This is a genomic window from Pseudomonas sp. GM21 (assembly GCF_000282215.1).
GTDB lineage: Bacteria > Pseudomonadota > Gammaproteobacteria > Pseudomonadales > Pseudomonadaceae > Aquipseudomonas.
The window spans coordinates 1-21473 of the sequence record NZ_AKJS01000141.1 but is presented as its reverse complement, the minus strand read 5'-3'; the positions used below and the strand labels follow the sequence as shown (position 1 = coordinate 21473).

Sequence of the window (21473 nt, the reverse complement as noted above, 5' to 3'; positions counted from 1 at the left end):
GGAATAGTCATGCATTACCAAACCGTTTTATTCGACCTCGATGGCACGTTGACCGACCCGCGCGAAGGCATCACGCGTTCGATCCAGTTTGCCCTGGGCAAACTGGGCATTGATGAGCCCGACTTGAGCAAGCTGGAACACTTCATCGGCCCGCCGCTGCTGCAGGCGTTCATGCAGTTTTACGATTTTGATGAGGCCAAGGCCTGGGAAGCGGTGAATTTCTATCGCGAGCGCTTCAAGGTCACTGGTCTGTATGAGAACAGCGTGTTTGACGGCGTCACCCCGCTGTTGGAAACGTTGAGCGGGCAAGGGCGGCAGTTGTACATCGCCACGTCCAAGCCTTGGGTTTTCGCCCGGGAAATTGCCCGGCACTTCGACTTCGCTAAACACTTCAAAGTTATTTACGGCAGTGAGCTGGATGGCACGCGTACGAATAAGGTTGAGTTGATTGCGCATCTGATGGCTGAAGAAGGTCTGGATCCTGCCAATACCCTGATGATCGGCGACCGCAAACATGACCTGATCGGTGCGCGCAGTAATGGGCTGGACTCGGCGGCGGTGGGTTATGGATTTGGCAGCCACGAAGAGCTGAGTGCAGAAGCGCCGACCTATCATTTCGAAACGCTGGATGAGATGCATCAGGCGTTTTTGCAGCGCTGATAAATCCATTCGCGAGCAAGCCCGCTCCCACATTCGATCGCATTCCTCAATGGATAAACCTGGTTGAATGTGGGAGCGGGCTTGCTCGCGAAGAGGCCCGCTCAACCAGCGGAAATTTTCGATTTTGCCAAGGCTCTCAACGCCGCCTTGCGTTCCCCAACCGGCAACGCCCCCAGCTGTTCGACCGCCGCATAAAACCTCACCCAATCCCCACCCTCTTGCCTGAACAACACGCTAAACGCCGGCACCCATTGGTCATACAACCCAAACGGCAACAGCCGGGCATTGTTCATCGGCGCGCTGATCCAGGCGTCATAGCGTTTGTCCCCAGCCCATTGGCTATCGCGTAACTGCCGGTATTCGCTGCGCAGCCGCTCGAACTCGGCAGCCTTGCGCTGGCGCATTTGATCCGCCGGCAATGGCTGGGCGTACAGTTTTTCAAGGCGCGTGCGAGTATCCAGCACCAGTTGAATAAATTGATCCCGTCGCTGTTCCTGTGTGCCGTTGTCTGGCGCCAGATTGCGGGATGCGCGCCACTGGCGGGTGCCTTCCTGTTCGACGAAGGTGGCGAAAGACTCGTTGAACTCCGTGTCGTCCTTCACATAAATACGTTGATGCGCCAACTCATGGAAAATCAGGCTGGCCAGCCGTTCGTCACCCCAGCCCATCATCGAGCTGATGATCGGATCGTTGAACCAGCCAAGCGTCGAGTAAGCCTCGACGCCGCCAATCGATACGTCCATTCCTTGAAGGCGCTGCACGGCTGCCTCGCCGCGGGCGGCGCTCTGGCTGTAGTAACCGCGATAGGCGACACAACCTGCGATCGGGAAGCAATGGTTCTGCGGCGTCAGGGAAAACTCAGGCGTGACGAAGACATTCCAGACCACGTACGGCCGGCCAATGTCGGCATATAGCCGGTAGCTTTGATTATCCGGCAGGTGCAGTTGCTCGCTGGCGAATGTCCGGGCTTTTTGTGACTGGGTCAGATGGGCGCGCAGTTTCTGATCACGGGAGGGATCTGCAATCACCTCGGCCACCGGTTCACGAGACTGCAGCAGTTGCAGCTGGCCACTGGCCAATTGACCGTAATAGCTGACGCTGGCGCAACCGTTGAGTAACAAAAGCAACACACCCGGAAACAAAACGCGGAAAACGCGATCAAGTAACCCAAGGCTTGGAAACGGCCTGATCAAAATAAAATCATCCCTGGAAAGTCTGCCGCAAGACTATCCCGCCTGACCGGAGCTGCGCTATGCACAAGTTGATGCTGACGGGGAGCCTGTTATTGCTGACAGGCTGTGCTGGATTTGGACTGCCCTACCATGACCCGTCGCAAGCCTGGATCGACCTGAACTCACAACAGGAAGACACGAAGCTGCAGGCATTGGACGTCGACGATAAAGCCGCCACCGACAAACGCTATTTTCAGGTGCCGCCGGGTAGTCATGAGCTGACAGTGCGTTATAAGTTCCCGGTCGAACCGACCAATATCGGCCCGGATGCCGCGCCGCTGTGGCGTGACTGTCAGTTAAATGTGAAATACAGCGAATTCAGCGCCGGTGAGCGCTATCAGCTGCACGCGGGGAATATCGGCTTTCGTCCGTGGGCAAAACTCTATAACCAACAGGGAAAAGTGATTGGCCAAGGCACACCGGCAGGCTGCCAACACACCTGATCAGCGTTATGCTGAATGACCAAATCATTGGGACATTCATCATGCGCAGGTTGATGCTGTTGCTCGCCGCCAGTGCAGTTGCTGGTTGTCAGAGCCCGTTGCCGCCGGTTGATCCGCAGATGGCCTGGGTCGATTTTTCTACGCCATTCCCCAACGATACGTTGTTGATGGCCGAACGGCTGGACAATCAGCGTTTGCGTGACGGGCGTTTTTTCCAGGTCATGCCCGGCAGTCACGTGTTGCTCGTTCGATTCGACTTTCAAGTGCCAGGCGGGGGCGGAGGTTGGGGGATGATGGGCGGCCCGGCGGAACGGTTGTGCTACCTGACCATCAAGTACGATCATTTCGAAGCTGGTCAGCGTTATTTACTGGTAGGCCAGTCGATAGTGTTTACCCCCGGCGCCCGGCTGTACAACGCCAAACGCGAGATCGTCGCTGAAGATAGCGAGTCCTATTGCCTGATGTGAGGCGAGTCAGCGGTCGTTTTTCTGGTAAATAATTTTCTTGGTGCCGTTTTCGCACGAGCCTACGACCATGTTCTGATCGTGGACTTCGTCATTTGTGACGATTTCCAGGGTGTAGGAAGAGACGTTATTGGCCTGAATCTTGGCTTCGATTTCGGCCTTTAATTCTTCACAGGATTTCGTCTTCGCAAGGGCCGATGTGGCCAGTGCGCAACAGATAACCGCCAAGGCAAAACGTTTCATGGTTGAAGCTCCTTTGAGGCAGCGCGCAGGGTAATACGCTTTCACTGCTGTCATTTATTCGACCACAATTTGGCTGGCCAGGTTTTGTCCGTGCGCAAAAAAAAGACCGCTGCCTGCTTAAAGCCGCGATCTTTTCCAGGTGACTGTAAAAGCGTTGATCAGCTGAGCAATGTCGCCTCCAGACTGATTTTCGCATTCAAAACTTTGGAAACCGGGCAGCCTTCTTTGGCCTTGTTGCTCAATTCCTCGAACTGCGCCTGAGTTGCCCCAGGGATTTTCGCCTGGAGGATCAACTTGACGGCTGTGATCGAAAAACCACCGTCCACTTGATCCAGGGTGACTTCGGCATTCGTATCGATGCTGTCAGCCTTGAGACCGGCATCACCGAGAATCATTGAAAACGCCATGGAGAAGCAACCCGCATGGGCTGCGCCGATCAGCTCTTCCGGATTGGTACCTTTGCCGCCCTCGAAACGCGCTTTGAAGCCGTAAGGCGCTTCTCTGAGCACGCCGGTTTCAGTGGAGATCGAGCCAATACCGGTTTTCAGGTCACCTTCCCAATGAGCCGATGCTTTCTTCGTAATAGCCATTTCTGCCTCCTCAATATCCGGCGCGAAGCGCCGCGCCTTGGTGGTTTTCGGTTGCTAGGGTTCTGAGGATAGACGGTGATACAAAGTTCACCTGATCTGATTAGTCCTACCGTTTTCGTAGGTTTTTTTGGGCTTGGCTATTGAAACTCGGGTATATGCCCTCATTGCATGAAGCACGCTTATGGATTCGGCAGGTTTTCGTTTGCAAGAAAAACCTGCGACCTCAATTGGAGAAGCAGGCTTATGAAACGACTGTCCGACATCAAGTTCTCGACCCTTGATCTGGTGCCTGTGCGCGAGAACGGCAGCGCAGCTCAGTCGCTGCGCAACTCCCTGGACCTGGCGCAGCACGTCGAAAAGTTCGGCTATAACCGCTTCTGGGTCGCCGAGCACCACAACATGGACGGCATCGCCAGCTCGGCGACGTCCGTGTTGCTCGGCTATCTGGCGGGCGGCACCTCGACCATTCGTGTCGGTTCGGGTGGCGTGATGCTGCCTAACCACGCGCCGCTGGTGATCGCCGAGCAGTTCGGCACCTTGGAAAGTCTTTACCCGGGGCGTATAGACCTGGGCCTGGGCCGCGCCCCCGGTTCTGATCAAATGACAGCCCGTGCGCTACGCCGTGAACGTTCCGGCAGTGCTGATGACTTCCCGCAAGACGTGGCTGAATTAATGCGTTACCTCGGCCCACGCACCCCGGACCAGCGAATCATCGCCATGCCGGGCACCGGCACCAACGTCCCTGTCTGGTTGCTGGGCTCCAGCCTGTTCAGCGCGCAACTGGCCGGTGAGCGTGGTTTGCCCTACGCCTTCGCCTCGCATTTCGCACCGCGTTTCATGCATGAGGCGATTCGCGTCTACCGCAACCACTTCAAGCCTTCAGCGGTATTGGATAAGCCCTACGTGATGCTCGGTGTGCCGCTGGTGGCTGCTGATACGGACGAGCAGGCTGATTACCTGGCGACGTCGGTCTATCAGCGGATTCTCGCGCTGATGCGTGGACAAAGTCTGGTTCAGCGTCCGCCGGTGAAAACCATGGACGGGTTGTGGCTGCCGCACGAAAGGGAAGCGGTCAGTGATTTCCTCGGGTTGGCGATGGTGGGCAGCCCGCAGAAAATCCGCGCCAAACTGGACGTGCTGGTCGAACAGACGCAGGCCGACGAACTGATTTTTACCTGCGACCTGTACGAACATGCCGATCGTCTGCGCTCCTATGAATTGTTGGCGCAGGTTATGAAGGGCTGAAACTTAAACGGCACCCACAAAAAAGCCGACGCCATTGCGTCGGCTTTTCAGTTTCGAAGAGGGTCAGCCCTGCTTGTAGACGATTTGCCTGGAGCCTTTTTCACAGGTGCCAACGACTTTTCCTTCAGCAGCAGCGCCTTTTTCGATAATTTCCAGCGTGTAATTAGCAATACCCTTGGCATCCAGTTTCGCTGCGATTTCGGCTTTCAGCTCGTCGCAAGACTTGCCCTGGGCAAAGGCTGTTCCCGCAAGGCTCAACAAACAACCCGCCAAAATAAATTTCTTCATCGGTCGCATTCCCCTGGTCAGATCAAAAGAGGCATCCACCCATTTGCTGGATACACACATGTAGCGCTTTGCCTTTCCAGATGGCACTCGGCCAGCGCGCAAGTCTAGAAGACTAGCTCAAACTCAGCTACTGGCAATCCGGAATCCGACTTTGAGCGTCACCTGAAAATGGGCCGCCTTGCCGTCCTTGATGTGCCCGCGGGTTTCAGTCACTTCAAACCATTCCATGAGCTTGAGGCTTTTGCTGGCTTCGGCAAGCGCGTTATTGATGGCATCTTCAATGCTACTGGTGGACGAGCCGACCAGTTCGACTTTTTTGTAGGTGTGATGGTCAGTCATGGCGTTCTCCTCAGGGTGTGAATTACAGCCTAGCAGTGATTTTTCGTCTTACTCGCGTTGGCCAATCCGATAGGGATGCACAGATTTACTGCACTTTCTCCAACCCCTGAAGTCCCAACCATCACACGCAACTCAATCAATGCAGGAGAGCCACCATGGCCACCACTTCATTACGTAAAGCCTCATTGCAAAGCATGGAAGCCGAAATCGAGAGTCTGCTGAAATCGTTGGAAAGCTTGAAAGATGATGCGTCAGACGAGTCGCGTAGAACCCTCAAAACCCTGAAAGCCAACGCCGAAAGTGCGCTGAAACATTCGCGTCATCTGCTCAGCGATGCGTACGAAGACGTCAAAGTCAAAACCCGTGAAACCGGAATCGCCACGCGGGACTACGCTCAGGAACACCCTTGGACGACAGCCGGTGTTGCCGTGGGTGCGTTGGGCCTTCTCGCGGCCTATCTGCTGTGCAAACGCGGGAACTGATCCGCTGGGTGCAGTTCGTTCTTGAGCCACTGCGCCAGTTGCCGAGCCCGCCCGTCCGCGGCACGCTTGGGTAGCCACAACGCCAGTTGCGCCGGGGTTTCACTGAAACCCCATGGCGCAACCAGGCGACCGGCCTTCACGTCTTCGGCCACCAGCGGCTCCGGTGCAATTGCCACCCCGAGGCCGGCCACTGCGGCTTCCAGCAAGTAATACAAATGCTCAAAACCCTGACCGTATTTCAACGCTTTGGCGTCGAGGCCGCTTTGCTGCGCCCAGCTCGGCCACGCTTGTGGGCGTGAGGTGGTGTGTAGTAATGGCTCGTTCAGCAGCGCCATGGCCGGTGCGCCTTGCAACCTATCGTAGCCGGCAAATCGTGGGCTCATGACCGGGCCGATCCGTTCGCTGGTCAATTCATAGACCTGCATGTCCGCTGGCCATGGTGGCTCTGCAAATACCAGTAACGCATCGAGCCCCGGCCGACGCGGATCGAGATCGCCTTCTCCGGCTGACAGGTGCAGACGTAAATCCGGCAGGTCCGCATTCAGCCGTCCCAGGCGTGGAATAAACCAGCGCGCGAGCAGACTTCCCGAGCAGCCAAGCACAAAGGGCGCGTTGGCGGTGCTTTGCGTCAGCTCTGCACAGACTGTCCGTAAGCGTTCGAACGCTTCACCGCTGGCATCGCGCAACCGAATACCGGAATCTGTGAGTTTAAGGCCGCGACCGTCCTTGATGAACAGGCTGACACCGAGGTGTTCTTCGAGCACCTTGAGCTGCCGGCTGACCGCGCCATGGGTGACGTGCAGCTGTTCGGCGGCCTGGCTGACGCTGTTCAGTCGGGCAGTGGCTTCGAAAGCACGAAGTGCGTTCAGCGGGGGAAGGTCGTGGCTCATATGATCTGTGAGTTTTCCTGACAGGTTGTGGCGATCTTATCGGTTTTCAGGTTGGGCTGTCAGGGGTAGAGTTAAGCCCACTCTCTCTTCACAAGCATCATCTCACCCATTCAACCGGAGCGACCCATGACTCAGACTAATCTGCGCAACGGCCCCGACGCCAACGGCCTGTTTGGCGCGTTCGGCGGCCGCTACGTCGCCGAAACCCTGATGCCGTTGATCCTCGACCTGGCCCGCGAATACGAAGCGGCCAAGGAAGATCCGGCGTTCAAAGAAGAATTGGCCTACTTCCAGCGAGACTACGTCGGACGTCCAAGCCCGCTGTATTACGCCGAACGCCTGACCGAGTTCTGCGGCGGCGCGAAGATTTATCTCAAGCGCGAAGAGCTGAACCACACCGGCGCGCACAAGATCAATAACTGCATCGGCCAGATCCTGCTGGCACGGCGCATGGGTAAGAAACGCATCATCGCCGAGACTGGCGCGGGCATGCACGGCGTGGCGACGGCCACCGTGGCGGCGCGCTTTGGTCTCGACTGCGTGATCTACATGGGCACCACCGACATCGAGCGTCAGCAAGCCAACGTGTTCCGCATGAAGCTGCTGGGTGCTGAAGTGATCCCTGTCGTGGCTGGCACCGGCACCCTGAAAGACGCGATGAACGAAGCGCTGCGTGACTGGGTGACCAACGTCGACAGCACCTTCTATCTGATCGGCACTGTGGCCGGTCCGCACCCTTATCCAGCCATGGTTCGCGACTTCCAGGCCGTGATCGGCAAGGAAACCCGTGATCAGTTGCAAGCTCAGGAAGGCCGTCTGCCGGACAGCCTGGTGGCGTGCATCGGTGGTGGCTCCAACGCCATGGGCCTGTTCCACCCGTTCCTTGACGACAAGAGTGTCGAGATCATTGGCGTGGAAGCCGCCGGTTACGGTATCGAAACCGGCAAGCACGCGGCCAGCCTGAACGGCGGCGTGCCGGGCGTGTTGCACGGCAACCGTACCTTCCTGTTGCAGGACGACGATGGCCAGATCATCGACGCCCACTCGATTTCCGCCGGCCTCGACTATCCAGGTATCGGCCCGGAACATGCTTGGTTGCATGACATCGGCCGCGTTCAGTACACCTCAGTGACCGACGACGAGGCTCTCGACGCGTTCCACAAATGCTGCCGCCTGGAAGGGATTATTCCTGCATTGGAAAGCGCCCACGCCCTGGCCGAAGTGTTTAAACGCGCGCCGACCCTGCCGAAAGATCACCTGATGGTGGTCAACCTGTCGGGCCGTGGCGACAAAGACATGCAGACCGTAATGCACCACATGGAACACTCTCAACAAGAGCAATCGAAGCAGGAGAAACACTGATGAGCCGCCTGCAAACGCGCTTTGCCGAACTTAAAGAACAGAATCGCGCCGCCCTGGTGACCTTCGTCACCGCTGGTGACCCGAGCTACGACACTTCCCTGGCGATCCTCAAAGGCTTGCCCGCTGCTGGCGCCGACGTGATCGAATTGGGCATGCCCTTCACCGATCCGATGGCCGATGGCCCGGCGATCCAGCTGGCCAACATTCGCGCCTTGGGCGCCAAACAGAACCTGGCGAAAACCCTGCAAATGGTTCGAGAGTTCCGTGAAGGCAACAGCGAGACTCCGCTGGTGCTGATGGGTTACTTCAACCCGATCCACATGTACGGCGTGCCGCGCTTCATCGCCGACGCCAAAGAGGCCGGTGTTGATGGTTTGATCGTGGTCGACTTGCCACCGGAACATAACGGTGAATTGTGCGACCCGGCTCAGGCAGCGGGCCTGGATTTCATCCGCCTGACCACACCGACCACCGATGACGTGCGTCTTCCAACCGTTCTGAACGGCAGCTCCGGTTTCGTGTACTACGTGTCGGTGGCCGGTGTGACCGGTGCAGGTGCAGCGACTCTGGAACACGTTGAAGAGGCAGTTGCCCGTTTGCGTCGCCACACTGATTTGCCGATCAGCATCGGTTTCGGCATTCGTACCCCGGAGCAGGCCGCTTCCATTGCTCGTCTGGCAGACGGTGTGGTTGTGGGGTCGGCGTTGATCGATCACATCGCCAACGCTACGACACCGGATCAGGCGATTGATGGCGTACTGAGCCTTTGCGCTGCGCTGGCAGAAGGTGTGCGTCAAGCACGGGTCAGCTGAAGGTAAAGTTGCTGTTGCAGAGGAATTAGAGCCTCGCGGCACAGAGTAAACAGCAAGACAAAGGGCTTCAGAACTGTGTTCTGAAGCCCTTTTTTCTACGGCAGTTCCAACCCGCCTGCTGCTTTGTGCAGTTTCCTCAAATGCTCGCCAACTTGCCTCAAGTTGGCTTCATTGGCGGCCATTTCGGCCGCGCGATCCGGGTCGAGCAGCGCCCGCACTTCTTTGTCCAGGTCCCCCGTCAGCGCCAGCAACTGCTTTTGGCGCTGGTTGCTCTCCGACTCCAGGCGTTGCCACTCGCTAGGTTGGGGCAATCCATATCCGCCGCTACCGAGCAATTCAGCCGGACGGCTAAGGTAGCCGCTATTGGCGAGAATCTGTTGCAAGGCCGCATCGGCCTTGTCCATGCCGCCGTTTTTCAGATTCCGAGCGCCGAGGTAGCGCTGTTTTACTTCGTCCTGGGCCAACAGCATTTGTTGGCGGAAGGCTGCCTGCTCCAACAGCAGCAATGCGGCACTGGCGCGCAGGTCTGCCTGTTCGAACCATTGCCGGCGCTCAACCGCTTTCAATGCCAGCCAGTCTTCGACTTTGTCCTGCTTGATCGGCACGCGCTTTTTCAGCACATCGAACATGGCCTGATACCGGTCGCGAAAGGAATCGAAACGATAGCCCAGCCGGAGCGCTTCGCGTGGGTCGTCAAGCACGCTGGTATCTGCCAGTCCGCGACCTTTGAGCACTGCCAGCAGGCCGTTTGGCATGATGTTATCCAGCCCGACCAGTTGTGGATGGTTGGTGGCGCTGCGTAGCAGTTTCAGGTCTTCTACCGCACAGTTGTTCGACAGGAAAAAGTAATTGCCGTCGTAACTCCAGTGCATCTCGGCGGCATGTTCCACGATACCTTCGATTTCGCTGCGCGACAGGTTCAGCGGCACCGAGGCCACACTGCGCAGTTCGGTCTTGGTGTATTCGTCGATGACCTGGGAGAGCGGCAGGACAAACAGGCGCGACGGGTATTTTCCGACAAGTCCGCCCCAACTCGAAAGCTGCACGTCACCGACAAAGGCGCGGTAGGACAAGGCCAGATGCTGGTCAAGATCAAGACGGCAGTCAGGGCCTCGTGGTCGCCCGGGTGCACATATGACCAAGCGCAACATGCTGTGGCCCCAGCGGCTGACCCAGTTCTGATTGGCTTCGGCCAGCAGATAGTCGATGGCGTAGACCCGTTCCGGATCGACCTGCCCCAAGGGTTGCTTGGCGAAGTCATTGCCGGCGTTGAGGAAGGCGACGGTGTTGGCGCAGGTGTCTTTGGACGCCGGTGCCCAGCCAAAGTGTTCCTGGTAGTAGCGATACAGCGCCGGACGGCGACAGGCATAGCTCGGGTCGAGGAGGAAATACTCTATGTTGACCGCGACGAACTCTTTCGGACTGCTCGTTTCGTAAATGTCCGGGCTGCGGGCGATCTGTCGGTTGTGCTGTTCACGCTCGCCGCGACGGCCGACATATTGTGGCCAGCCTGCAAGGTCGAGCAGGCGAGGATCGTCGCTGAGAGTAAAGCGTCGATTGGTCTGGCCACGGCACTGATCGGGAATCCCTACCAGTCCTGAGCTGCTGCTGCGCCGGGTGCAGTGTTGAATCAGTTTGCGCTCAGCGTCTGGCCACAGGCGCGAGCGATCGTAAATGTGGGTGAGTTCGTGCAGCACCGTGGCGAGCATTTCACGGCGGACAGTGCCATGAGGGCGATTGGTCTTCTTGCTTGCGGCACTGCCATCGGTGAGGCTGGCGAGCAGGTTACGGTTCAAGTCGAGTCTGGATACCAGCGACGCCTGGCCGTAGGCATTGCTCGGCATGTCAGCGGTCCAGTCGACATCAATACGCCGATCCAGTTGCTCGATGAACCGCGGCGGCAGCGCCTGCATGGCTTCATCGAGCAGTGCCTGACTGGCTTGCTGTTGAGCCGGGCTAAGACCTTGCGTCATGAGCTGCAATTGCAGGCTGGCGTTGGCCGTGCTGCCGAACAGCATCATGACCCCGGCCAGCAGCCAGGCGGCTGACGGCCTCACAGTGCGAGGATGGCTTCGGCGAGTACCTGGTCACTGGCGTCCCGCGCTTGCGGCACGCGATCGCGCAGGGTAATGAAAGCTGCTTCAAGGTGCGCTCCGCGGATATCGCCATTGCTGGCGACGAAACTCGCTGCATCGTCGTGTGCCTCGCGAATGATCTTCGAGTCACGGATGGACGTGGTGGTATCAGAGGTGAAATCAAGCGTGCGCTGGGTGGCACGAATGAGAATGTTACTGGTGGCAACCAGGGTTTGGGCCTGGGCCACATCGGCCAACAACAGCAGGCCAAGGGTGGCAGCAATCAGCGGGTTACGCATGGAACGACTCCGGGGAAACAGGGATAACTATTGGACGAGAATTGCTTGCGCCAGTTCAAGGTCGCTTGCATGAAGTTTTGGCTGGGTATGAGTGGCGAGCAGCAGTTTACGGTCGAAGGGCGCGGAGGTCACCAGACTGGAGCCATAACCACCGGCCTCAGTGCCTTTAGTAAAAAGCAGGCAGTGCCGAAACATGGGGACACGCAGGGCGTGTCCCACGTCAGTGCTATCGCTTAAATGGTCAGAATCGCCTGCGCCAACTGTGCGTCTGTTGCATTCAGTTGTGGGGCCTGATGGCGAATGTGATCGAGGGCGCTTTCGAGTTTCACCCCCCGGATGGACCCTTCGCTGGCAACGAAGCTGGCGGCATCATCACGGGCAGCCAAGACAATCTTGTCGTCCTTGAACGAAGACGTGACATTGGACGTTGCATCTGACGTGGCTTTGAGTGCGTTTACGACAGCATCGGTGGTCACGATAAAACTGGTGGCGTGGGAATTGGCAGCCACGGCAAGCAGGGCTGCAGCGCTGAGCAGGCGAAGTCGGGACATGGGGTAACTCCTTTGGATAAATCGATTGTGAGGTGGTGAGGTAGCAACTGGATCAGACACCGCTCGCCACGTTCTGGTTTGATATTAGGCCTGCTTTTATTCTTTCGCACTGTCCGGTCTGTTCAGTCAGTCATTCATGGCTAAGCAGACACTTTCTATTGAAAGTGTACTGTACAAATATTGGGTTAGAAGAACTGTATCTGTATGCCGTGGGGGCGGTTGTTTTGGGGAGAAAAACACGAAAACGACAAAGCCCGTCGTGGTTTCCCACGACGGGCTTTGTTTTTTCAATCTGGATTGCTGGCAGTGGACCCGATAGGTCAGGGCCAGCGACGCTAACTTAGCGCCAGAATGGCTTGCTCAGCTCTTCGTAACGCTGTGCTTCGCTAATCCCTGCGTCAGCCAGCAGACGCGAATCCAGGCGAGCCAGTTGATGGCGGCTGGAGATGCGGCGCTGCCACAGCATCAGGTTGGCGATAACGCGCAGAGGCATGGAAGCCTGGGTTTTTGCAGCAGTGTCTTCGAAGAACAGGTCGGAACTGAGTGTACGTTCCATGATTGACATCCTTCCGCTTGTGGCGGGATTAGGTAGTGGTTTAACTGGTGCCCATGATCCTCTCGTTTGCCTAGTCTCTGTAGATACAGTTCATCTGTATTGTGAGGGACCAGTTAACTGTTAATAGGCGGTGTACTGGTCCAAATAGAGGCAACTGTACCTGTCCGCACCGATGTGGTGCGTTTTCGTTCGTGTGGCTGGAAAAGGTAGGTTCTTTCGGTAGGAAATGACCAGTACAGCAGTACAGTTTTCAACAGTTTTTTGTCTGGCAACAGCAGGCTGACGAAACTGTGTTTGCGTCAGCTGCCATCTGTACCAATTACACCTTGAGCATGCGCCCCGTTTCTTCCAGATTTATGTGCCAGCTCAGCGCGTCACGCAGGATATGCGGCGTGTGCCCGCCAATCGCACAAGCTGCGGTGAAGTAGTCGTCCAGAGTCTGGCGATAGTCCGGGTGCACACAGTTGTCGATGACGACCCGGGCTCGTTCCCTGGGTGCCAGCCCGCGCAAGTCCGCCAGGCCGATCTCGGTGACGAGGATGTCGACGTCATGCTCTGTGTGATCAACATGGCTAACCATGGGCACGACACTGGAGATCGCGCCGCCCTTGGCGATTGATTTGGTGACGAAGACGGACAAATGCGCATTGCGCGCGAAGTCGCCTGAGCCTCCAATACCGTTCATCATCCGTGTACCGCAGACATGGGTGGAGTTGACGTTGCCATAGAGATCGAACTCCAGCGCCGTGTTGATGCCGATGATGCCAAGTCGGCGTACCACTTCAGGGTGGTTGGAAATTTCCTGTGGGCGCAGCACCAATTTGTCTTTATAGCGCTCGAGGTTGCCAAACACGTCGGTATTGCGTCGGCTCGAGAGTGTGATCGAGCTGCCCGATGCAAAAATCAGTTTGCCGGCGTCGATCAGGTCGAATGTCGAGTCCTGCAGCACCTCGGAGTACATGGTCAGGTCTTCGAACGGCGAATCAAGCAGGCCGCACATCACTGAGTTGGCAATGTTACCGATGCCGGCCTGCAAGGGGCCGAGCTTGTTGGTCATGCGCCCCGCGGCCACTTCCTGTTTGAAGAAGTTGATCAGGTGGTTGGCAATCGCCTGGGTTTCAGTGTCCGGTGGCATTACGGTGGACGGCGAGTCCGATTGATTGGTGATCACGATCGCGACGATCTTCTCTGGCGGGATCGGGATGGCGGTGCTGCCAATGCGGTCATCGACCTTCACCAGCGGAATCGGCGTTCGGGTTGGACGGTAGGTCGGGATATAGATGTCGTGTAGGCCTTCGAGATTCGGGTTGTGCGCCATGTTGATCTCGACGATCACGTGTTTGGCGAAAATCGCGAAGCTGGCCGAGTTGCCGACTGACGTGGTCGGCACGATATGGCCGTGCTCGGTGATCGCCACCGCTTCAATCACCGCGAGGTCGGGCAACTTGAGTTGCTGGTTGCGCAGTTGCTCTACGGTTTCCGAGAGGTGCTGGTCGATGAACATCACCTCGCCCGCATTAATGGCCTTGCGCAGGGTGCTGTCCACCTGGAATGGCATGCGTCGTGACAGTACGCCGGCTTCGGTGAGTTGTTTGTCGAGGTCGTTGCCCAGGCTGGCGCCGGTCATCAAGGTGATTTTGAGCGGCGAGACCTTCGCGCGCTCGGCCAGTGCCTGGGGAACGGCTTTCGCTTCGCCGGCGCGGGTGAAGCCACTCATGCCAACGGTCATGCCGTCCTCAATCAGAGCGGCGGCGTCGGCGGCACTCATCACTTTATCCAACAAGGAAGGCAGGCGAATACGGTCACGGTACATGGGATGTTATCTCGGGCAACGGGTAGCAGGGCGTGCAGTCTAGTGAATTGCACCGACTTCTGTCCCGCTACCAAGGTCGCAAATGAGGTGTCTATTCCGGGCCTTTCGAGCAAAACACCATTACCGGATCGGTAACAAAAGCGTAGTGTTGTCTGACGTATTGCGCAAACAAAAACGCCCCGACGAGTCGGGGCGTTCTGTGTGCCGCTGAAGATTACTCGACGGCTTTGACCATGTCTTCGATGACTTTCTTGGCGTCGCCGAACACCATCATGGTCTTGTCCAGGTAGAACAGTTCGTTGTCCAGACCGGCATAACCGCTGGCCATCGAGCGTTTGTTGACGATGATGGTCTTGGCTTTGAACGCTTCCAGAATCGGCATGCCGGCAATCGGCGATTTCGGATCGTTCTTCGCGGCCGGGTTGACCACGTCGTTGGCGCCCAACACCAGCACCACGTCGGCTTGGCCGAACTCGGAGTTGATGTCTTCCATCTCGAACACCTGGTCGTAAGGCACTTCGGCCTCGGCGAGCAAGACGTTCATGTGGCCAGGCATCCGACCGGCAACCGGGTGGATTGCGTACTTCACGGTCACGCCGCGATGGGTCAACTTCTCGGTCAGTTCTTTCAGCGCGTGCTGCGCCCGTGCAACCGCCAGGCCGTAGCCCGGCACGATGATCACGGTGTCGGCGTTGGTCAGCAGGAAGGTCGCGTCGTCAGCCGAACCGGATTTGACCGGGCGAGCTTCCTGGGCGCCGGCTGGACCTGCATCGGCCGTGTTGCCGAAACCGCCGAGCAGCACATTAAAGAACGAGCGGTTCATCGCCTTGCACATGATGTACGAGAGGATCGCACCGCTTGAGCCCACCAGCGAACCGGCGATGATCAGCATCGAGTTGTTCAGCGAGAAGCCGATACCGGCCGCGGCCCAGCCGGAGTAGCTGTTGAGCATCGACACGACGACCGGCATGTCTGCACCGCCAATCGGGATGATGATCAGCACGCCCATGACGAAGGCCAGGGCTAGCATCAGAGCGAAAGCGCCGAGGTTGCCAGTCAGCATGAAGGTGATGCCCAAGGCCAGGGTTGCAACACCCAGCAGCAGGTTCAACTTGTGCTGACCGCTGAACTGTACCGGTGCGCCCTGGAACAGGCGGAACTTGTACTTGCCCGACAGCTTGCCAAAGGCGATCACCGAACCGGAGAAGGTAATTGCACCGATGGCAGCGCCGAGGAACAACTCCAGGCGGTTGCCGGCAGGAATCGAGTCGCCCAGTTGCTTAACGATGCCCAGGGACTGCGGCTCAACGACAGCAGCAATGGCGATGAACACGGCGGCCATACCGATCATGCTGTGCATGAAGGCGACCAGTTCCGGCATCTTGGTCATCTCAACGCGCTTGGCCATGATCGAGCCAGCGGTGCCGCCGACCAGCAGGCCAACGATAACGTAACCGATCCCGGCGGTGGCCAGCTCAGCGCCCAGCTTATAGATGAGGCCTACGGTGGTGAGAATCGCCAACGCCATGCCGAGCATGCCGTATAAATTGCCACGCCGGGACGTGGTTGGGTGCGACAGGCCTTTGAGGGCCTGGATAAAGCAGATCGACGCGATCAAGTAGAGCGTCGTGACAAGGTTCATGCTCATTACTTGGGCGCCTCTTCTTTTACGACTTTCGGGGCTTTTTTCTTGAACATCTCAAGCATTCTGCGGGTGACCAGGAAGCCACCAAACACGTTCACCGCCGCCAGAGCCACCGCCAGGGTGCCCATGGTTTTGCCCAGAGGCGTGACGGTCAGCGCCGCTGCCAACATGGCGCCGACGATCACGATTGCCGAGATGGCGTTGGTCACGGCCATCAATGGCGTGTGCAGTGCAGGTGTAACGTTCCAGACCACGTGATAACCGACATAAATCGCCAGCACGAAGATGATCAGGTTGTAGATACCGGGGGAGATAAGCTCTTCCATCGTCTGAATCCCTGCTTAGGCGTTTTTGCGGATGACTTGGCCGTCGCGGCACATCAGGCACGCGGCGACGATGTCGTCTTCTAGGTTCACTTCGAACTGGCCTTCTTTGTTGAAGACCAGCTTCAGGAAGTCCAGCAGGTTGCGTGCGTACAGGGCCGAAGCATCTGCCGCCACCGCGCCGGCCAGATTGGTCGGGCCGCAAATGGTCACGCCATTCTCAACCACCACCTGATCCGCTACGGTCAGCGGACAGTTACCACCCTGAGCGGCCGCGAGGTCGATGACCACCGAGCCAGGCTTCATCTGTGACACGGTTTCCGCGCTCAACAGCGTCGGTGCCTTGCGACCCGGAATCAGCGCAGTGGTGATGACGATGTCAGCCTGTTTGGCGCGTTCATGCACGGCCAGGGCCTGACGTTGCATCCAGCTGGCCGGCATTGGACGTGCGTAACCGCCGACACCGACAGCGCATTCGCGCTCTTCATCGGTTTCGTACGGCACGTCGACGAACTTGGCGCCCAGGGATTCGATTTGTTCCTTCACCGCCGGACGTACGTCCGAGGCCTCGATCACTGCGCCCAGACGCTTGGCGGTCGCAATGGCCTGCAAACCTGCCACGCCTGCGCCCAGAATCAGCACGCGCGCCGCTTTCACAGTGCCCGCAGCGGTCATCAGCATCGGCATGAAGCGTGGGTAGTGATGAGCGGCCAACAACACGGCTTTATAGCCGGCGATGTTCGCCTGGGAGGACAACACATCCAGGCTCTGCGCACGGGAAGTGCGTGGCGCGGCCTCCAGCGCGAAGGCGGTAATGCCGCATTCGGCCAGCTTTGCGATGGTTTCATTGCTGAACGGATTGAGCATGCCCACCACAACGGTGCCGCTTTTAATCAGCGTCAGTTCGCTGTCGCTGGGAGCGACCACCTTGAGAATCAGCTCGGCCCCAAACGCATCGTTGGCGCTGCCAATCGTTGCGCCTGCCGCTTCATAAGCACTGTCGACAACGCTGGCATTAATGCCGGCGCCGCTTTGCACAGTGACCTTATGACCCTGGCCGATCAGCTTCTTGATGGTTTCCGGGGTTGCAGCAACCCGTGTTTCACCCGTCTGGGTTTCGAGAGGAACACCAATGTGCACGTCAAATCTCCTGCGTGATCTTATTGAGTAAACCCAGGCACTTCGGATGGTGCGGCTGGGGCGGCCGATCAGCACGATCCCGCCGAATCAGGGCGGGGCGCGGCATTTTGCAGGCGAACTTTGTGCCCTTCAAGGGATTATGACGGGTGACGGAAAATTAACTACAAGTCACCCCGTGACCGAATGTCGCAACTGACGGGCTCAATCCCTTGCGGGCCGTGACTTGTAAGGGGTTTTGTCGTAATTCGGTAAATTACATATCTTTACCGTGAATGAGGCGTCATTGCCTTCCTATGGAGGCTCAAAGCCACGTCGTCAGGCGCTTGTGGGACGTTTGTGCTCCTTCTCCGTACAGTCTCTTCAGATGCGACATATAGTTATATCTGTAGGGCTTTTATTTTATTGACTACGAGGTCAGCTATTTGGCTTGAGCCTTTATCCCTCTAGGTTGTAGCTGTGCGCCTGATTGAGTAGCCAGTCGCGAAATGCCTTCAATGAAGCCGATTCCACCTTTCGCTCGGGAATCATCAGGTAATAAGCCTTGATACTCGACAACGCTTGCGTGTTGGCAATCACCAGGCGCTTCTCCGCCAATTCGCGCTGAATCAGGAACGGTGGGATCAGCGCAATCCCCATGTCGTGCATCGCGGCTTGAGCGAGCATGGAGAATAGCTCGTAGCGCGGTCCTGTCATGTCCCGTGGGATATTCAGGTTCTTTGAGTTGAACCATTGGCGCCAGGCATAGGGGCGTGTGGTCTGTTGCAACAGAGGCAGTTCCGCTATTTCAGCGGGCGACAGGTGTGTCTGCTTGCCCAGTAGGGCAGGACTGCACACCGGCATCGGATTTTCACCCATCAACCTGTGGGACTCGGTGCCTGACCAATCGGCGTCGCCAAAGTAAATCGCAGCATCAAAATCGGTGTCGGCGAACAGGAAGGGGCGCGTGCGGTTGGTGAGGTTCACCGTCACTTCCGGGTGCTTGTGTTGAAAGTCTTTAAGTCGTGGGAGTAACCATTGGGTGCCAAAGGTCGGAACCACTGCCAGTTCAATCACGTTGGCGCCCTGTTGCCCCATCACCGACAGGGTGTCCCGTTCCACCGCATCGAGTTGTGTGGCCACGCGGCGGCTGTAGGAAAGACCGGCTTCCGTCAACTTCACCCCGCGCCGTGAGCGTCGGAAAAGTTCGACGCTGAGGAACTCCTCCAGACTGGCGATCTGCCGGCAAATGGCGCCCTGTGTCAGTGAAAGCTCCTGGGCGGCCTTGGTAAAGCTTTCGTGGCGTGCGGCCGCTTCGAAGCTGATCAGGGCTGTCGTGCTGGGGATTTTCCTGCGCATGTACGGCAACCTCACTAATACATCGCATAAAAGCTATCTTGCGATGTTTCGGAGTGAGAAATTAGCACAACAGTATGCAAAATCCTCGTTTGCCGTAAAGCCGAACCCGGCCTAGGATCAGTCCACGTAATTTGACCCTGATTCGAGAGGACACACTCATGGGCGGTAAAGCGAGCTTCAACTGGATCGATCCTCTGCTGCTGGATCAACAGCTCACTGAAGAAGAACGCATGATTCGAGACACTGCCGAGCAATTCGCTCAGCAGAAACTCGCACCGCGCGTTCTCGAAGCTTTCCGCCATGAGAAGACCGACCCGGCAATCTTTCGTGAAATGGGCGAAGTCGGCCTGTTGGGTGCAACGATTCCAGAGCAGTACGGTGGCAGCGGGCTGAACTACGTCAGCTACGGCCTGATTGCTCGTGAGGTCGAGCGTGTCGATTCCGGTTACCGCTCGATGATGAGCGTGCAGTCTTCGCTGGTGATGGTGCCGATCAACGAATTCGGTACCGAAGCCCAGAAGCAGAAATACCTGCCAAAACTCGCCACCGGTGAGTGGATTGGTTGCTTCGGTCTGACAGAGCCAAACCACGGTTCCGACCCGGGCGCGATGATTGCTCGTGCGCGCAAAGTGGAAGGCGGGTACAGCCTGACCGGAAACAAGATGTGGATCACCAACAGTCCGATCGCTGATGTGTTCGTGGTCTGGGCTAAAGATGACGCTGGCGACATTCGTGGCTTCGTTCTGGAGAAGGGCTGGAAAGGCCTGAGCACTCCCGCGATTCACGGCAAGGTTGGCTTGCGTGCGTCCATCACCGGTGAAATCGTCATGGACAACGTATTTGTCCCTGAAGAGAACATCTTCCCGGACGTCCGTGGTTTGAAAGGTCCATTTACCTGCCTCAACTCCGCACGTTATGGCATTTCCTGGGGCGCACTGGGTGCTGCCGAGTTTTGCTGGCACACCGCTCGCCAGTACACCCTGGATCGTCAGCAGTTCGGTCGTCCACTGGCTGCCACTCAGCTGATCCAGAAGAAACTGGCTGACATGCAGACCGAAATCACCATGGCGCTGCAAGGCTGCCTGCGCCTGGGGCGAATGAAAGACGAAGGCACTGCGGCGGTCGAAATCACTTCGATGATGAAGCGCAACTCCTGCGGCAAGTCCCTGGACATCGCTCGTATGGCTCGCGACATGCTGGGTGGTAACGGCATCTCCGATGAGTTCGGTGTCGCCCGCCATCTGGTCAACCTGGAAGTGGTGAATACCTATGAAGGTACCCATGACGTTCACGCGCTGATTCTCGGTCGTGCGCAAACTGGCATCCAGGCGTTCTATTAATAGGAGAACGTCCATGGGCGCGCTTTCGCATCTGCGGGTACTGGATTTGTCGCGAGTATTGGCCGGGCCTTGGGCCGGGCAGATCCTTGCGGACCTTGGCGCTGAGGTGATCAAGGTCGAGCGCCCGGGCAATGGCGATGACACGCGCGCCTGGGGGCCTCCTTTCCTTAAAGACGCCTACGGTGAGAACACCAGCGAGGCCGCCTATTACTTGTCGGCCAATCGCAACAAGCAATCGGTCACCATCGACTTCACGCGTGCGGAAGGTCAGAAGTTAGTGCGGGAGTTGGCGGCCAAGTCGGACATCCTGATCGAAAACTTCAAGGTCGGTGGTCTGGCAGCTTACGGGCTGGACTATGAGTCGCTCAAGGCGGTCAATCCGAATCTGATTTACTGCTCGATTACCGGGTTTGGTCAGACGGGGCCCTACGCCAAGCGTGCGGGCTATGACTTCATGATTCAGGGCTTGGGTGGCCTGATGAGCCTGACGGGGCGACCGGAAGGGGATGAGGGGGCAGGGCCGGTGAAAGTCGGTGTGGCGCTGACAGACATCTTGACCGGTCTCTACTCGACGGTGGCGATTCTGGCCGCGCTTGCGCACCGGGATCACGACGGTGGGGGCCAGCATATCGACATGGCATTGCTGGATGTCCAGGTCGCGTGCCTGGCCAACCAGGCAATGAACTACCTGACGACAGGCAACGCACCGAAGCGCTTGGGTAATGCCCATCCGAACATCGTGCCCTATCAGGACTTTCCTACGGCGGATGGCGACTTCATCCTTACCGTGGGTAACGACGGTCAATTCCGCAAGTTTGCCGAAGTGGCGGGGCAGCCGCAGTGGGCGGACGACCCGCGCTTTGCGACCAATAAGCTGCGGGTAACGAATCGTGCTGTATTGATTCCGCTGATCCGTCAGGCAACGGTGTTCAAGACCACTGCCGAGTGGGTGTTACAGCTTGAGCAGGCTGGCGTGCCATGTGGCCCGATCAATGATCTGGCTCAGATGTTTGCTGATCCTCAGGTCAAGGCGCGTGGGCTGGCAATTGAGATGCCTCATTCGTTGGCGGGGAGCGTGCCGCAGGTGGCGAGCCCGATTCGTCTGTCCAAGACCCCGGTGGAGTATCGCAATGCTCCTCCGTTGCTGGGTGAGCATACGCAGGAGGTTTTGCAGCGCGTGCTGGGGTTGGGGGCTGGGGCTGTAGCTGCATTCAAAGAGTCTGGGGTGCTTTGAGGATCCGTTCTATATAGAGGAGGGTGGTTTGCTCCTCTATATAGAGAGGAATCGGGTTGTTTTCCGCCTTTTTGCAAGTTATTGATAGAGAAGCCAAATCAATGCTTGACGG

Annotated in this window: 24 protein-coding genes and 1 pseudogene; 9 read left to right on the top strand and 16 right to left on the bottom strand. The window is 57.6% G+C overall.

The window, feature by feature from the left end; translation table 11 throughout:
• Window positions 1–9: 9 nt before the first annotated feature.
• Window positions 10–660: an HAD family hydrolase gene (locus PMI22_RS06555; RefSeq protein WP_007947905.1), complete on the top strand. Its 651-nt coding sequence runs from the start codon at window positions 10–12 to the stop codon at window positions 658–660.
• Between the two features lie 101 nt (window positions 661–761).
• On the opposite strand, the gene PMI22_RS06560 is transcribed toward PMI22_RS06555, so the two are convergent.
• On the bottom strand, window positions 762–1853 hold the full coding sequence (locus tag PMI22_RS06560; protein WP_007947904.1) for an aminopeptidase: 1092 nt from the start codon (window positions 1851–1853) through the stop codon (window positions 762–764).
• Between the two features lie 59 nt (window positions 1854–1912).
• On the opposite strand from PMI22_RS06560, the gene PMI22_RS06565 reads away from it, so the two are divergent.
• A complete protein-coding gene (locus PMI22_RS06565; RefSeq protein WP_007947903.1) occupies window positions 1913–2335 on the top strand; it encodes a PA0061/PA0062 family lipoprotein in 423 nt (140 codons plus the stop codon).
• A gap of 41 nt (window positions 2336–2376) precedes the next feature.
• Entirely contained in the window at window positions 2377–2802 is a 426-nt protein-coding gene (locus tag PMI22_RS06570; protein WP_007947902.1) for a PA0061/PA0062 family lipoprotein, read from the top strand.
• A gap of 6 nt (window positions 2803–2808) precedes the next feature.
• On the opposite strand, the gene PMI22_RS06575 is transcribed toward PMI22_RS06570, so the two are convergent.
• Window positions 2809–3042: a DUF1161 domain-containing protein gene (locus PMI22_RS06575; RefSeq protein WP_007947901.1), complete on the bottom strand. Its 234-nt coding sequence runs from the start codon at window positions 3040–3042 to the stop codon at window positions 2809–2811.
• 158 nt (window positions 3043–3200) lie between these two features.
• On the bottom strand, window positions 3201–3632 hold the full coding sequence (locus tag PMI22_RS06580; protein WP_007947900.1) for an OsmC family protein: 432 nt from the start codon (window positions 3630–3632) through the stop codon (window positions 3201–3203).
• Between the two features lie 243 nt (window positions 3633–3875).
• Here PMI22_RS06580 and PMI22_RS06585 point away from each other — a divergent pair, with 243 nt between their 5' ends.
• The gene (locus tag PMI22_RS06585) at window positions 3876–4877 is read left to right on the top strand and encodes an LLM class flavin-dependent oxidoreductase (protein WP_007947899.1); all 1002 of its coding nucleotides are present in this window, start codon (window positions 3876–3878) and stop codon (window positions 4875–4877) included.
• Window positions 4878–4940: 63 nt separating this feature from the next.
• Here PMI22_RS06585 and PMI22_RS06590 read toward each other — a convergent pair whose 3' ends face one another.
• Complete coding sequence (locus tag PMI22_RS06590) at window positions 4941–5165, bottom strand: DUF1161 domain-containing protein (protein WP_007947898.1); 225 nt, start codon at window positions 5163–5165, stop codon at window positions 4941–4943.
• 123 nt (window positions 5166–5288) lie between these two features.
• The gene (locus tag PMI22_RS06595) at window positions 5289–5504 is read right to left on the bottom strand and encodes a dodecin (RefSeq protein ID WP_007947897.1); all 216 of its coding nucleotides are present in this window, start codon (window positions 5502–5504) and stop codon (window positions 5289–5291) included.
• Window positions 5505–5659: 155 nt separating this feature from the next.
• Between PMI22_RS06595 and PMI22_RS06600 the strand changes: the two genes are divergently transcribed.
• Window positions 5660–5986 carry a DUF883 family protein gene (locus PMI22_RS06600; protein WP_007947896.1) on the top strand — a complete coding sequence of 109 codons (327 nt, stop codon included), beginning with the start codon at window positions 5660–5662 and terminating at the stop codon, window positions 5984–5986.
• Here PMI22_RS06600 and PMI22_RS06605 read toward each other — a convergent pair.
• Window positions 5959–6876, bottom strand: a complete 918-nt coding sequence (locus tag PMI22_RS06605; protein ID WP_007947895.1) for a LysR family transcriptional regulator — start codon at window positions 6874–6876, stop codon at window positions 5959–5961. The genes PMI22_RS06600 and PMI22_RS06605 overlap by 28 nt on opposite strands.
• Before the next feature lie 126 nt (window positions 6877–7002).
• Between PMI22_RS06605 and trpB the strand changes: the two genes are divergently transcribed.
• Together trpB and trpA are read left to right on the top strand one after the other, a co-directional pair.
• Complete coding sequence (gene trpB / locus PMI22_RS06610; RefSeq protein WP_007947894.1) at window positions 7003–8238, top strand: tryptophan synthase subunit beta; 1236 nt, start codon at window positions 7003–7005, stop codon at window positions 8236–8238.
• Entirely contained in the window at window positions 8238–9050 is an 813-nt protein-coding gene (gene trpA, locus PMI22_RS06615; protein WP_007947893.1) for a tryptophan synthase subunit alpha, read from the top strand. Before trpB ends, trpA begins: the two co-directional genes overlap by 1 nt.
• 95 nt (window positions 9051–9145) lie before the next feature.
• Here trpA and PMI22_RS06620 read toward each other — a convergent pair whose 3' ends face one another.
• The 10 genes and pseudogenes from PMI22_RS06620 to PMI22_RS06665 all read right to left on the bottom strand — a co-directional run bounded on the left by PMI22_RS06620 (window position 9146) and on the right by PMI22_RS06665 (window position 18787).
• Window positions 9146–11107, bottom strand: coding sequence for a DUF7844 domain-containing protein (locus PMI22_RS06620; RefSeq protein ID WP_007947892.1), 1962 nt, complete (start codon window positions 11105–11107; stop codon window positions 9146–9148).
• A complete protein-coding gene (locus PMI22_RS06625) occupies window positions 11104–11424 on the bottom strand; it encodes a DUF2388 domain-containing protein (protein WP_007947891.1) in 321 nt (106 codons plus the stop codon). The genes PMI22_RS06620 and PMI22_RS06625 overlap by 4 nt, the downstream gene beginning before the upstream one ends.
• Before the next feature lie 27 nt (window positions 11425–11451).
• Window positions 11452–11601 (bottom strand): annotated as a pseudogene (locus PMI22_RS32135) (DUF2388 domain-containing protein); the annotation flags it as partial.
• A gap of 56 nt (window positions 11602–11657) precedes the next feature.
• Window positions 11658–11975, bottom strand: a complete 318-nt coding sequence (locus PMI22_RS06635; protein ID WP_007947888.1) for a DUF2388 domain-containing protein — start codon at window positions 11973–11975, stop codon at window positions 11658–11660.
• A 340-nt stretch (window positions 11976–12315) separates the two neighbouring features.
• Window positions 12316–12531, bottom strand: a complete 216-nt coding sequence (locus PMI22_RS06640; protein ID WP_007947887.1) for a DUF1127 domain-containing protein — start codon at window positions 12529–12531, stop codon at window positions 12316–12318.
• A gap of 319 nt (window positions 12532–12850) precedes the next feature.
• A complete protein-coding gene (locus tag PMI22_RS06645; RefSeq protein ID WP_007947886.1) occupies window positions 12851–14344 on the bottom strand; it encodes an acetyl-CoA hydrolase/transferase family protein in 1494 nt (497 codons plus the stop codon).
• Between the two features lie 214 nt (window positions 14345–14558).
• Complete coding sequence (locus PMI22_RS06650) at window positions 14559–15992, bottom strand: NAD(P)(+) transhydrogenase (Re/Si-specific) subunit beta (RefSeq protein WP_007947885.1); 1434 nt, start codon at window positions 15990–15992, stop codon at window positions 14559–14561.
• Window positions 15992–16315, bottom strand: a complete 324-nt coding sequence (locus tag PMI22_RS06655; RefSeq protein WP_007947884.1) for an NAD(P) transhydrogenase subunit alpha — start codon at window positions 16313–16315, stop codon at window positions 15992–15994. Before PMI22_RS06655 ends, PMI22_RS06650 begins: the two co-directional genes overlap by 1 nt.
• Window positions 16316–16330: 15 nt before the next feature.
• Complete coding sequence (locus PMI22_RS06660) at window positions 16331–17452, bottom strand: Re/Si-specific NAD(P)(+) transhydrogenase subunit alpha (RefSeq protein WP_007947883.1); 1122 nt, start codon at window positions 17450–17452, stop codon at window positions 16331–16333.
• 435 nt (window positions 17453–17887) lie between these two features.
• The gene (locus tag PMI22_RS06665) at window positions 17888–18787 is read right to left on the bottom strand and encodes a LysR family transcriptional regulator (protein ID WP_007947882.1); all 900 of its coding nucleotides are present in this window, start codon (window positions 18785–18787) and stop codon (window positions 17888–17890) included.
• A gap of 158 nt (window positions 18788–18945) precedes the next feature.
• Between PMI22_RS06665 and PMI22_RS06670 the strand changes: the two genes are divergently transcribed.
• Both PMI22_RS06670 and PMI22_RS06675 read left to right on the top strand, forming a co-directional pair.
• On the top strand, window positions 18946–20127 hold the full coding sequence (locus PMI22_RS06670; protein ID WP_007947881.1) for an acyl-CoA dehydrogenase: 1182 nt from the start codon (window positions 18946–18948) through the stop codon (window positions 20125–20127).
• 13 nt (window positions 20128–20140) lie between these two features.
• Window positions 20141–21361, top strand: coding sequence for a CaiB/BaiF CoA transferase family protein (locus PMI22_RS06675; RefSeq protein WP_007947880.1), 1221 nt, complete (start codon window positions 20141–20143; stop codon window positions 21359–21361).
• Window positions 21362–21473 lie beyond the last annotated feature (112 nt).

What these genes read in the sequence shown, in the direction of transcription:
- PMI22_RS06555 (WP_007947905.1), top strand. Translation starts at nt 10, where the DNA reads ATGCATTACCAAACCGTTTTATTCGACCTCGATGGCACGTTGACCGAC.
- PMI22_RS06565 (WP_007947903.1), top strand. Translation starts at nt 1,913, where the DNA reads ATGCACAAGTTGATGCTGACGGGGAGCCTGTTATTGCTGACAGGCTGT.
- PMI22_RS06570 (WP_007947902.1), top strand. Translation starts at nt 2,377, where the DNA reads ATGCGCAGGTTGATGCTGTTGCTCGCCGCCAGTGCAGTTGCTGGTTGT.
- PMI22_RS06575 (WP_007947901.1), bottom strand. Translation starts at nt 3,042, where the DNA reads ATGAAACGTTTTGCCTTGGCGGTTATCTGTTGCGCACTGGCCACATCG.
- PMI22_RS06580 (WP_007947900.1), bottom strand. Translation starts at nt 3,632, where the DNA reads ATGGCTATTACGAAGAAAGCATCGGCTCATTGGGAAGGTGACCTGAAA.
- PMI22_RS06585 (WP_007947899.1), top strand. Translation starts at nt 3,876, where the DNA reads ATGAAACGACTGTCCGACATCAAGTTCTCGACCCTTGATCTGGTGCCT.
- PMI22_RS06590 (WP_007947898.1), bottom strand. Translation starts at nt 5,165, where the DNA reads ATGAAGAAATTTATTTTGGCGGGTTGTTTGTTGAGCCTTGCGGGAACA.
- PMI22_RS06595 (WP_007947897.1), bottom strand. Translation starts at nt 5,504, where the DNA reads ATGACTGACCATCACACCTACAAAAAAGTCGAACTGGTCGGCTCGTCC.
- PMI22_RS06600 (WP_007947896.1), top strand. Translation starts at nt 5,660, where the DNA reads ATGGCCACCACTTCATTACGTAAAGCCTCATTGCAAAGCATGGAAGCC.
- PMI22_RS06605 (WP_007947895.1), bottom strand. Translation starts at nt 6,876, where the DNA reads ATGAGCCACGACCTTCCCCCGCTGAACGCACTTCGTGCTTTCGAAGCC.
- trpB (WP_007947894.1), top strand. Translation starts at nt 7,003, where the DNA reads ATGACTCAGACTAATCTGCGCAACGGCCCCGACGCCAACGGCCTGTTT.
- trpA (WP_007947893.1), top strand. Translation starts at nt 8,238, where the DNA reads ATGAGCCGCCTGCAAACGCGCTTTGCCGAACTTAAAGAACAGAATCGC.
- PMI22_RS06625 (WP_007947891.1), bottom strand. Translation starts at nt 11,424, where the DNA reads ATGCGTAACCCGCTGATTGCTGCCACCCTTGGCCTGCTGTTGTTGGCC.
- PMI22_RS06635 (WP_007947888.1), bottom strand. Translation starts at nt 11,975, where the DNA reads ATGTCCCGACTTCGCCTGCTCAGCGCTGCAGCCCTGCTTGCCGTGGCT.
- PMI22_RS06640 (WP_007947887.1), bottom strand. Translation starts at nt 12,531, where the DNA reads ATGGAACGTACACTCAGTTCCGACCTGTTCTTCGAAGACACTGCTGCA.
- PMI22_RS06645 (WP_007947886.1), bottom strand. Translation starts at nt 14,344, where the DNA reads ATGTACCGTGACCGTATTCGCCTGCCTTCCTTGTTGGATAAAGTGATG.
- PMI22_RS06650 (WP_007947885.1), bottom strand. Translation starts at nt 15,992, where the DNA reads ATGAGCATGAACCTTGTCACGACGCTCTACTTGATCGCGTCGATCTGC.
- PMI22_RS06655 (WP_007947884.1), bottom strand. Translation starts at nt 16,315, where the DNA reads ATGGAAGAGCTTATCTCCCCCGGTATCTACAACCTGATCATCTTCGTG.
- PMI22_RS06665 (WP_007947882.1), bottom strand. Translation starts at nt 18,787, where the DNA reads ATGCGCAGGAAAATCCCCAGCACGACAGCCCTGATCAGCTTCGAAGCG.
- PMI22_RS06670 (WP_007947881.1), top strand. Translation starts at nt 18,946, where the DNA reads ATGGGCGGTAAAGCGAGCTTCAACTGGATCGATCCTCTGCTGCTGGAT.
- PMI22_RS06675 (WP_007947880.1), top strand. Translation starts at nt 20,141, where the DNA reads ATGGGCGCGCTTTCGCATCTGCGGGTACTGGATTTGTCGCGAGTATTG.